Source organism: Sphingobacterium composti (assembly GCF_009829075.1).
Taxonomy (GTDB): Bacteria; Bacteroidota; Bacteroidia; order Sphingobacteriales; family Sphingobacteriaceae; genus Sphingobacterium; species Sphingobacterium composti.
Map to the genome: position 1 here is coordinate 63,481 of NZ_WUQZ01000019.1, position 10,788 is coordinate 74,268.

General features: G+C 34.7%; 12 protein-coding genes and 1 tRNA gene. 6 read left to right on the forward strand and 7 right to left on the reverse strand.

Going from position 1 to position 10,788, the window contains the following annotated elements:
* Positions 1 to 7: 7 nt before the first annotated feature.
* The 5 genes from GOQ17_RS12360 to GOQ17_RS12380 all read right to left on the reverse strand — a co-directional run bounded on the left by GOQ17_RS12360 (position 8) and on the right by GOQ17_RS12380 (position 2,902).
* Positions 8 to 802 (reverse strand): sulfite exporter TauE/SafE family protein, encoded by a 795-nt coding sequence (locus tag GOQ17_RS12360; RefSeq protein WP_159637748.1) that lies wholly within the window; start codon positions 800 to 802, stop codon positions 8 to 10.
* A 145-nt stretch (positions 803 to 947) separates the two neighbouring features.
* On the reverse strand, positions 948 to 1,361 hold the full coding sequence (locus GOQ17_RS12365; RefSeq protein ID WP_149912914.1) for a DUF6691 family protein: 414 nt from the start codon (positions 1,359 to 1,361) through the stop codon (positions 948 to 950).
* Between the two features lie 8 nt (positions 1,362 to 1,369).
* Positions 1,370 to 1,927 carry a YeeE/YedE family protein gene (locus tag GOQ17_RS12370; RefSeq protein WP_159637750.1) on the reverse strand — a complete coding sequence of 186 codons (558 nt, stop codon included), beginning with the start codon at positions 1,925 to 1,927 and terminating at the stop codon, positions 1,370 to 1,372.
* A 99-nt stretch (positions 1,928 to 2,026) separates the two neighbouring features.
* Positions 2,027 to 2,659, reverse strand: a complete 633-nt coding sequence (locus GOQ17_RS12375; protein ID WP_159637752.1) for a Crp/Fnr family transcriptional regulator — start codon at positions 2,657 to 2,659, stop codon at positions 2,027 to 2,029.
* 169 nt (positions 2,660 to 2,828) lie between these two features.
* Positions 2,829 to 2,902 (reverse strand) — tRNA-Pro (locus GOQ17_RS12380).
* A 219-nt stretch (positions 2,903 to 3,121) separates the two neighbouring features.
* Here GOQ17_RS12380 and GOQ17_RS12385 point away from each other — a divergent pair.
* The 3 genes from GOQ17_RS12385 to GOQ17_RS12395 all read left to right on the forward strand — a co-directional run bounded on the left by GOQ17_RS12385 (position 3,122) and on the right by GOQ17_RS12395 (position 4,562).
* On the forward strand, positions 3,122 to 3,799 hold the full coding sequence (locus GOQ17_RS12385; RefSeq protein ID WP_159637754.1) for an ankyrin repeat domain-containing protein: 678 nt from the start codon (positions 3,122 to 3,124) through the stop codon (positions 3,797 to 3,799).
* A gap of 66 nt (positions 3,800 to 3,865) precedes the next feature.
* The gene (locus GOQ17_RS12390) at positions 3,866 to 4,255 is read left to right on the forward strand and encodes a group III truncated hemoglobin (protein WP_159637756.1); all 390 of its coding nucleotides are present in this window, start codon (positions 3,866 to 3,868) and stop codon (positions 4,253 to 4,255) included.
* A 4-nt stretch (positions 4,256 to 4,259) separates the two neighbouring features.
* Complete coding sequence (locus tag GOQ17_RS12395; protein WP_159637758.1) at positions 4,260 to 4,562, forward strand: Smr/MutS family protein; 303 nt, start codon at positions 4,260 to 4,262, stop codon at positions 4,560 to 4,562.
* Positions 4,563 to 4,651: 89 nt separating this feature from the next.
* Here GOQ17_RS12395 and GOQ17_RS12400 read toward each other — a convergent pair whose 3' ends face one another.
* Both GOQ17_RS12400 and GOQ17_RS12405 read right to left on the reverse strand, forming a co-directional pair.
* Positions 4,652 to 6,043, reverse strand: coding sequence for a M20/M25/M40 family metallo-hydrolase (locus GOQ17_RS12400; RefSeq protein WP_159637760.1), 1,392 nt, complete (start codon positions 6,041 to 6,043; stop codon positions 4,652 to 4,654).
* 73 nt (positions 6,044 to 6,116) lie between these two features.
* Complete coding sequence (locus GOQ17_RS12405) at positions 6,117 to 7,121, reverse strand: 3-keto-disaccharide hydrolase (protein WP_159637762.1); 1,005 nt, start codon at positions 7,119 to 7,121, stop codon at positions 6,117 to 6,119.
* 137 nt (positions 7,122 to 7,258) lie between these two features.
* On the opposite strand from GOQ17_RS12405, the gene GOQ17_RS12410 reads away from it, so the two are divergent.
* From GOQ17_RS12410 to GOQ17_RS16425, 3 genes are all read left to right on the forward strand, one after another.
* Positions 7,259 to 9,229 (forward strand): DUF3858 domain-containing protein, encoded by a 1,971-nt coding sequence (locus GOQ17_RS12410; RefSeq protein WP_159637764.1) that lies wholly within the window; start codon positions 7,259 to 7,261, stop codon positions 9,227 to 9,229.
* 126 nt (positions 9,230 to 9,355) lie between these two features.
* Positions 9,356 to 9,814 (forward strand): Lrp/AsnC family transcriptional regulator, encoded by a 459-nt coding sequence (locus GOQ17_RS12415; RefSeq protein ID WP_149912905.1) that lies wholly within the window; start codon positions 9,356 to 9,358, stop codon positions 9,812 to 9,814.
* Positions 9,815 to 9,893: 79 nt separating this feature from the next.
* The gene (locus GOQ17_RS16425) at positions 9,894 to 10,574 is read left to right on the forward strand and encodes a hypothetical protein (protein ID WP_236537146.1); all 681 of its coding nucleotides are present in this window, start codon (positions 9,894 to 9,896) and stop codon (positions 10,572 to 10,574) included.
* The last annotated feature ends 214 nt before the right edge of the window (positions 10,575 to 10,788 follow it).

A 10,788-nucleotide genomic window follows, 5' to 3' on the forward strand; every position in this document is an offset into this window, starting at 1 on the left:
CACGATGTTAAAACCAGATTTCTTTGAAAAGAATGTAGACACCCATCAGCAAGACAAACACACCAAAAGCAGGTTTTAACTTATCACTATTGATGAATCTTGTTAGGTAAGAACCTAAAAATATTCCCACAATAGACAATGAGGTTAACGTCAGTAAAAACGTCCAATCCAATGATGCATTTCCCAATTCACCTGTAAATCCTATTAATGATTTTGCCGCGATAATAACTAGAGAAGTCCCCACAGCTTCTTTCATCGGCAACTTAGAAAACAAGACCAAAGCGGGGATAATTAAGAAACCACCACCTGCACCTACAAGACCTGTTAACACCCCGACAAATGAACCTTCTAACAAAATCATCGGGTAATTAAACTTTTGTGGTTGTACATCGTATGTACCATCTGACTTTTTACCTTTCAGCATCGCATAAGCCGCCACGACCATCAATACTGCAAAAAGGATCATCAGAAAAATATCTTTAGTCACTTCGAATCCAGCCAGTGTAAATAAACTATCTGGAATCGCAGGTAAGATATATTTACGTGTCAAGAAGACCGCAAAGATAGATGGTATACCAAATACGATAGCTGTCTTTATATTAACTAACCCCTTTTTGAAATAAGTGATAGACCCGACAACACTAGTCGCACCTACAATAAATAGTGAATAAGCTGTAGCTGTCACCGGCAATACCGCAAATAGATAAACCAAAACCGGTACGGTAAGAATACTTCCTCCGCCACCTATCAACCCTAATAATACTCCAATCAAGATGGATGCTATATATCCAATTATTTCCATGACTTTTTCAATTTGTTGATACAAAGGTCAGCAAGTGAGAGAAAGCCTACAGTTACATTTGTTACATAGCAAGGAGAAATTATTACAACAAAAAAGCGAGAATTTCTTCTCGCCTTTCTAATTTTCAAATAATATATATCCTGCTTTAATGAGGAAGTTTATCCTTTAACAAACCATAAATCCACGTACCTACCAAAGCACTAGCTAATACAACTAACATTGGTAAATATCCAGCTCCTGTTAATACAAAAATAGGTCCTGGACATGCACCTGCTAAAGCCCATCCTAATCCGAATATCGTACCGCCAACTAAATAACGTGTAATCGATTTGTCCTTATCAGGAATGACTATCACATTATTATCTATATCCTTTACTTTCTTTCTTTTAATGATTTGAACCAAAATCACACCAGTCGCCAAGGCAGTCCCCATCAGACCAAACATGTGAAAAGATTGAAAATTGAACATTTCGTAGATTCTGAACCAAGAAGCTGCTTCAGACTTAAACATTAGTATCCCAAAGAATACACCTACTAATAAAAAAACTATATTTCTCATGTTTTAGATTAAAATAAAAGTGGGAAAATAAGGTGAATCATAATAATACCTCCCACGAAGAAACCAATTGTCGCTATCAAAGAAGGTAATTGTAAATTACTAATCCCTGATATCGAGTGACCTGAAGTACAACCTCCCGCATAACGCGCACCAAAGCCTACAAGAAGACCTCCTACAATTAATAACACTAATACTTTAGGGTCACTAAAAGCTTTATTTCCAAAAAACTCTGTAGGAACATAATCTTTCCCTGCACTGTGAATGCCCATTTCTTCGAGCCGTATGATAGTTTTAGGATTCAAATCCGGAGATTGACCCGCTCCCAAATAATTAGAAGCGATAAATCCACCAATCATAGCACCTACTACCATAAGGAGATTCCACTTTTGGCTACGCCAATCGAATTTAAAGAATGACGCTGTTTTACCAGCTCCGCACATTGTACACATCGTACGTAAGTTGGACGACATCCCAAAGTTCTTACCTAAATAAAGCAATACAAACATCGTGATTGCTATAAGTGGCCCACTTACATACCAAGGCCATGGTGACAATATCATTTCCATAATGAATTAATTTTCTACAAAAATCCTGAAGTATTTTTACCCTATCAGTTACATTTGTTACATTAGAAAAGGCTTTACGTTATTTGTAAAGCCTTCTATTTATTTGACAAGTATCTCAATACTATTTCGGTTGAGCTTGATACGCCCTTCTGTCTCTAGAGCTTTTAGCAATCTAGATACTACTACTCGCGAAGTATTCAATTCTTTCGCTATATCTTGATGGGTTTTATACACAATTGTATTATTTTCAATTTTACTTTTTTCGAAAAGATAATTTAACAAACGGTCATTCATATCCATAAACGCTATTGTATCTACAGCATTTAATAATTCATTAAATCGGTTATTATAACTTTCAAAAACGAAGGACATCCAACTCTTATATTTTCCGATCCATTCTGACATCTTCTGAACAGGAATCATTAATATAACACCTGGAACTTCACCTATAGCACGTATTTCACTTTGCTTCTCCCCTAAACAACAGGTCATAGACATCGCACAGGTATCCCCTCGCTCTAAGTAATAAAGTAATAATTCACCACTATCATAATCCTCACGCATAACTTTGACTGCACCTGACAATAAAAGTGGCATCATCTTGATGTATTGATTATAATCAATCAATACATCCCCTTCTTTAAAATCGATAGCTTTAGATACTTGAATAATCTCTTCCAAAAGCTCTTCTTCAAAAATACCACCATATGTTTTGTAAAATAATTCTTCCATAAATTTATAATTTGTTTACGAAGTTACTGATTTATCACTCATTCTTTTGTAACATATGTTACCAATGATTAAACATCAGAACTGATAGTAAAGTTTAAGCTAAATTGACGGAAAAATGTCCGAAATATGTCCGAAAATAGAAAAAGCCACTGATAATCAGTGGCTTTTGTCGGGGTGGCAGGATTCGAACCTACGACCTCCACATCCCAAATGTGGCGCGATACCGGGCTACGCTACACCCCGAAAAGGTATCACCTTTTGTTTATTGTGATGCAAATATACAGCGTTTTTGATTACTTGCAAACATTTAAATAAATAAAATTCAAAACCCATTGATACATTGAAAGATAAATTTCACATGCTGCGAATTTATTATGCGCATAAGATGTAAATTATTGAGTTATCTAAACAAAATCAGTATATTTCAAGTTATAATGAATATACCGGCTTGCAATTATCCATATGATATTACATAAATATTTTTCAATTTTAATTAGCTTACTTTTTGCATTCCAATCTTGTGATGCACAAGAAAACACGGATACCTCTATTCAAATGGATAAACAAGAAATAATAAAAGCTGTAAAAAGCAATGACACAACTAAAATTGTCGATGCCATAAATCAAGGCTTAGATGTGAATATAACTGATTCTGAAGGCCGCTCGTTATTACTATTTGCAACTATCCATTCACTTAACGACATGGCAAAATTTCTTGTATCAAATGGTGCTGACGTAAATCAACAAGCACAGAATCTAGATAGTCCATTTTTGTATGCTGGCGCAACTGGACAAACTGAATTACTTAAAATATTTTTAGCTAATGGAGCACGATTTGATATTTTTAATAGGTATCATGGTACAGCTTTGATACCCGCATGCGAACGTGGTCATATCGAAGGTGTAAAGCTATTGGCAAATACTAAAAACTTTCCAATCAACCACGTGAATAGGTTGGGGTGGACAGGATTAATGGAAGCTGTCATACTTGGTGACGGCAGTTATAAGTTTCAAAAAATCGTTCAAATACTCAAAGATGCTGGTGCTGATATGCATATTCCAGACCATGATGGAGTTACGCCTTTACAACATGCTGAACGCAGAGGTTTTAAAGAAATTGTCGCTATCATCAAAAATTAATGTCTTTACAAGTGAGTGACGAGCATATCCAAAAAAATTAGCAACTTTGTCTTCCAAACATTTCAAATGAAGGATATTCAAGATATTGAAGATATTAAATTGCTAGTCAATACATTCTACTCCAAAATAAGAGAAGATGATATGTTGGGCATTATCTTCAATCAAAATATTCAAGACAGATGGCCTATTCATTTAGAAAAAATGTATAGATTTTGGCAAACCATCCTATTAGATGAATATACTTATGACGGCAGACCATTTCCGCCGCACGCTCATCTTCCAATTTGCAAGATTCATTTTGACCAATGGCTTTCCCTTTTTGAGCAAACAGTTCAATCGTTATTCCAAGGTGAAAAAGCGAATGAAGCCATTTGGCGAGCACAAAAAATGGCTGTAATGTTTGAAAGCAAATTAGATTACTTGCGAAATAATCCCGACAAACCTTTACTTTTTTAAGCTGATGAGAACTTTACCTAAGCCTCCAAAAACGGTCGACCTTCATGCCGAATCATTGGTTGATAACATACATGATTACGAAGCTGATGAATTATTAGCTTTAGCGATTGAACGTTTTAGAGAATGTTTGGATGCGGCAATATATTGGGATTTTGCTGAAATAAAATTCATACATGGCAAAGGAAAAGGCCGATTACGCGATGTGTTATATGAAGAATTAAGAGATTATAGAAATTCTGGCACAATCAACTCGTATTATCCAGCATACCATAATGAAGATATTGTAGTTGTAAATATTGGTTTATAATTCAGCTGAAATAATTTCATACGAAATGAAAACAATCATTTTTTAAAATAGAGCCGCTCATTAGATTGAACGGCTCTATGTGTAGTGCATTATTTTATTTGATTAGGTATAGCTTCATAATGTGTATCTACCAAATAGAGCAAAGATGCCAAAGCACCAACCCCCGATTGTAGTTCTCGACGATCTACTCTTTCGAAGACATCCTTTGCAGTATGATGTACATCAAAATAACGGTGTGGGTCAGGTCTAAGATTAAACATAATAGTATTTGGAAATTTCGAACCCCATACACCAGAATCAACACCCGGGCTTCCCGCTAAAAAACGTGAAACCCAATATTTTTGTTCAAATAATGGTTTCCAATTATTCACAACCCAAGAAACAGCATCTTGCGAAGCTTTGATATCGAATCCTCGAGGAGCAAATCCTCCTGCATCACTCTCGATTGCGACTATTTGCTGTTCGTTATTTTTTTGCGCTTCTACACCATATTGAATAGCACCATGAACGCCATTCTCTTCATTCATATAATACACTAAACGAATAGTATGCTTCGGCTTATATCCTAATGCCATCAACGTACGAATGGCATCAAGAGTTCCCATCGTACCTGTTCCGTTGTCATGTGCCCCCTCTCCCACATCCCAAGAGTCGATATGTCCACCTATGGTGATGATTTTATCTGGATGAATATTCCCTTTCCATTCTGCTATCACATTATGGGTATTTACTTTAGGTTTCCATTGAGAATTTTGTTTTATATAAACTTTCAAATTTTTGTTTTTCTTTAACGCTTCACTCAATTTATTGGCGCTTATCGCCGAAATAGCTAAGGCAGGAATACTATCAATATCTTTCGCATAGCGCGTACCACCAGTATGCGGATAATCATCAATAGATGAACTTAATGACCTGAATAAATAGGCTATAGCACCCCGCTTTGCTGCTTCTACAGGACCGCGAGAACGTTGGCTACTATTGAGACTATAGGCTACAAAAGCATCGACATGCGACTCATCCCAAGGTTTATTCACAAAAACTATCTTTCCTCGACCAGCATCACCTAACTTACTCAAATCGGCCAAATATTCTACTTCTACCACTTCCGCTGTAATACCATTCTTTGGAGTTCCGACAGAACCACCTAATGCTAATACACTTAAAGACTCTTCTGTATCCACAATACGAGAAACCTCCTTTTCACCACGATCCCAATATGGAACAGCTACATCTTGCAAATAGACTTTATCAAAAGGTAAGGTTTCCATTAAACTTTTAGACCATTTAACAGCTTCATCTGCTTGAGGCGAACCAGCAATACGATGACCAATCTCTTTGGTTAAGATTTTCAAATCATCATAAGCCTTACCTTTATAAAAGGAATGTCGATAAATTTGATCCAACATAATCGAATCTTGTTGAGCAATCCCCAAGTTGCTACTCAATAGCAAACTAAAAAGAAATACGAGTTTATTTTTCATTATAGTATTATTAAAAAATGCTGCTTATCCTCTATAGACTTAAGCAGCATTTAAAAGTATATTCAATAGAATATTAATATTGTATCGGCGTAATAGTGATTTTACGGAATTCTACACCAGTATGATCACCTTGTAAATAAATCGGCCCTGGCTCTCCTTCTTTACTATCCAATGCGCCACCAGTGATACCCGGTATTTCTTGGTTACTGATGACAGTTTTGCCGTTAGACACGACAGTTACCATACGCCCCTTTAACGTAATTTCGTATTTATTCCATTGGTCAGCACCATTAGTTACGATTGCGCTAGGAGTTAAAAAGCCATACACACCACTATAATATAACGAACCTGGGTGTCTGTCTAATGGAGAATCTTCTATCTGTACTTCATATCTTCCACGTAGATAAATACCCGAATTGCCGTCCTTGGAATATTTAAATTCCGCCTCTAATTTAAAATCTTCAAAAGTCTGCTCTGAAATTAAGTTAGCACCAGCTTTCTTATTTACTAAGATTCCATCTACTACCTCCCATTGATTATCATCTGAAGAAGTTTTCCAGCCCGTTAGATCTTTGCCATTGAAGAGTTCAATAGGTGTACCAAATTTACCTTCTGCATTACGCACTAAATAAGGAGCTTTCTCTCCTGTATAGCTATATTCATTTCCTTTATTACTTATGATTTTACCTGTAAGCTTACCTGCAGATAAAGATCCTTCTACTTTGATAAGACCTGTTCCATCTTCCCATTGTGTAGGTACTTCAAATGAAAATTTGCCATTTTCATACTTAATATGTGACACGGGGCGTGCGCTTCCTGCATCAGCTACATAATAACCCACTAGAGTATTGAAACCAGAAAGTTTTACTTCTAACCATGAAGGCACTTGTTTTCCATCTTTCTCCACTGTCAAATCCCAACGACCAATAATCTCTTTAGCCTCTTCGGGTATTACTTGAGTTGCCGCATTATGCACCTCATCTTTATTATCTTTAGATTCATTAGTATTACAAGAGGATAAAGAGCCTAATGCTAAAGCAGCTAGTACAGCATACGTATTGAGCTTATTAATTTTCATATAGTGTTTGGTTTATATAATTATGAATAACAAATATAATATATATTCTATGCAAACACACTTAAAAAGACCTTTAATAATATTGAAAAATAATATTACTTTAGATAAAAAGTATTACCCAATAAATTAACCTCAATATGTTAAGAATCATTTTTATTGCAATCAGTCTACTCACCTGGTTCTCAATCAATGCGCAAGATTTTCCTTATGGCAAAATTGCTAAAGAAGAATTTGAAAAAGGAGCTTATGCTCCACATGCAGTGGCCATTGTTCTACAGGAATTTGGTAGATCAAGAATTGAATATAATGAAATAAAAAATGATTTAGTCTTAAGGTTTATTTACCACACCAAAATACTTATCAAAAATAAAGAAGGTTTGGAGTATGCGAATTTCTCTATTCCACTATACCGCAGTAATAATAACAAAGAAACTATTGAGGGGATAAAAGGTACAACTTTTAACTTGCTGGATGATAGTAAGATTGAAAAGATAGAGTTAGAAAAGAAAAATATTCTAACAGAGAAAGTATCTGAGAATAGAGAAGTGGTTAAGATTGCTCTCTCAAACGTAAAAGAAGGGTCTATTATCGAGCTGCGATATACTACAGAATCTCCTTTTCTACATAATTTAGAATCGTGGCAATTCCAAAGTTATATTCCTAAAATGCACTCAGAATTCATATCCGAAATTCCTGAAATCTGTCATTATAATGTAAACATTAAAGGATATATCAAGCTCGAGACCCGCAAACAATTGCCTTACGACACTAAAATTTCCACCTCTACGGGAGATGTTCGGGGAACACAGACGACCTATATAGCGAAAGATATACCAGCATTTATCCGAGAAGATTATATGACCTCTCCCCGCAATTTTATGGGAACGCTTACATTTGAGTTAGCGTCCTTTTCTATTCCTTTTGGTCCGAGTTACAATTATGCACGCACCTGGGAGGATGTACGCAATCAATTATATGGTGCTGATGAATTTGGCAAAGAAATGAATAGATCAAGTCTCTTCAAAAACATAATACCTACCTTAATAAAAGAGGATATGTCTACGTATGACAAAGCTAATTCTATATATAAGCATATCCAATCACAAATCAGATGGAACAAAAATTATGGCTTATTTGCGGAAAATGGCATCAAAAAAGCTCTTGAAAACCGCAATGGTAATATCGGCGATATTAATTTAGCTCTTATTTGTGCGCTTAGAGAAGCAAAGATAGAAGCAAATCCTGTAATTTTATCGACAAGAGATAATGGTTTACCTCCACTTTTTAGACCTACTATCACGGATTACAATTATGTATTAGCACACATCACAATAGATTCTACCGAATATTTGGTAGACGCATCGGATGTTAACACGCCATTTGGACAATTACCATTAAGATGTATTAATTACCAAGGTAATCTGCTTACTAAACAAGGATATAAATTTGTACAATTAAATTCACTATTACCAAGTAAAATAAGTTATAATTTCGAGGGTGAACTTGACGAAGATGGTACATTACGAGGCATGTGGAGCGAAGTAAGTAATGGGTATGCTGCCACCAATAAACGTGAAGAAATTAAAAATTACAACTCTCTTGAGGAATATAAAGAGAAAATATATGAAGACAACTCATCATATAAAATAAATTCACATGAAATCCGTAATCTAGAAGATGTATCTCAGTTATTGACGGAGATAAAAGAAATTGAATTTAAAAATTTCGCGAATAAGAATGGAAAAGAATTGAAGTTTATTCCTTTTATTAAAGGTAGAACCATAAAAAACCCATTCAATCTTGACGAAAGAACGTACCCTGTAGATTTAGGTTCAAAAATTGAAGAATCATTTATACTTAATATTAAATTACCCAAATCTTATCAAGTTAAAAATAAGCCAAAAAACATGAATATTGCATTACCAAACAGAGATGCTAGGTATATCTATATAATCAAAGAAAATGATGGAATTCTCAATATTCAAATACAATCATCACTTAATAAACCTTTATTTCTGCCGGAGGAATATTTAGATTTAAAAGAGTTTTTCTCCCATATTATCCAATCTCAAACATTGGACATCACAGTTGAACAATCTGCTATATAGATAAAATTTCATCTTGAAATTCAAGCATAATAGCTAAATATTTACAGGTAAAATAAATATTACCTGTAAATATTACGTTTTATAGATCCAAATTCATATTTTTGATTATAATCAAACCTTATTCATATGAACTTAGATCCTACAGACATCAAATTACTTAAATTGCTTCAAGAGGACGCAACATTAAGCAATAAAGAACTTGCGGAAAAATTGTATAAGTCTATCGCTGCAATACACGAGCGTGTGAAAAAGCTTAAAAAAGCTGGTTATATCAAGAAAACTGTAGCAATTCTAGACCGCAATAAAATCGGCATTGGTCTGATTTCGTTTTCTCAAGTCTTTCTTAAAGCACATACATTTGAAACTTTGAATGAATTCGAACAAGAAGTATCAAAATTTCCTGAAGTAATGGAATGCTACCAAATGGCCGGCTCATACGACTTTATGCTACGCATTGCTACAAAAGATATGGAAGCCTATCATATGTTTTTGCGTCACAAATTAGCAGTTCTACCTCAGGTAAACACGGTGCAAACCTATTTTGTATTATCAGAAACAAAAAGCGAAACGGCTTACCATTTTTAAATAGATAAGTATCAACTATTCATAAAATTGTACCTCTTAAAATTAATGGTTATATTTAAATTCATCAAAACCATTAGTTATGAGAAACATAGTATTAATTATTTTACTTTTCGCTAGTTCATTTACATATAGTATTGCTCAAAATATTTCTGGTGCATATTTAGCCAATACTAATAGCGAAAACCATTTGATATTAATTGCTGATGGCTACATTACACACTCGATATACAGTGAAGAAACTTACAAGGGTACTCAAGGTGGAACATATAAACTTGAAAACAACAATTTGATTGTAGTTTGCGAATTTGATGACAAAACACCAAACAATGTGGGTGAGACACATTACTTCCCTATCACCATCCAAAACAATAAAATAGTTATAGAAGGAGTTACATTTCAAAAGCAAGCTATCAAAAAGCAAGGGCTAGATGGATTATGGCGTATTACTGGGCGTAAAGTGAATGATAATATGCAAACTATTCAAAGAGGCGATCGTAAAACTATAAAAATTCTGGTTGATGGATATTTTCAATGGATAGCCATTAATCCAGCGGAAAAAGGTTTTTATGGTACCGGTGGAGGTAAATATACATTTGCCAATGGATCTTACCAAGAAAATATTCTTTTCTTCTCTAGAGATAATAGTCGTGTAGGTGCATCTTTAAATTTTGAGGGTAAAATTGAAAATAATGAATGGCATCACAGTGGAAAAAGCTCAAAAGGCGATCCTATTTATGAATTATGGAGTCGCGATAATTAAATAAAACAAGCCCAATTGTTACCAATTGGGCTATAATTTCAATGTTTAGGTTGATTTATTTATTTTCTTTAAATTTTTCTAATCCTAAGCGCAAGAAAGCTTCATATTTGTCGATATCGTAAACAGCTCCACTCGTCGGAACCAATAACTCGCCATTCGCATCAAGCAAAGCATATAATGGCTGGGAATTACTTTCAAATCTGGTGATTTGAAA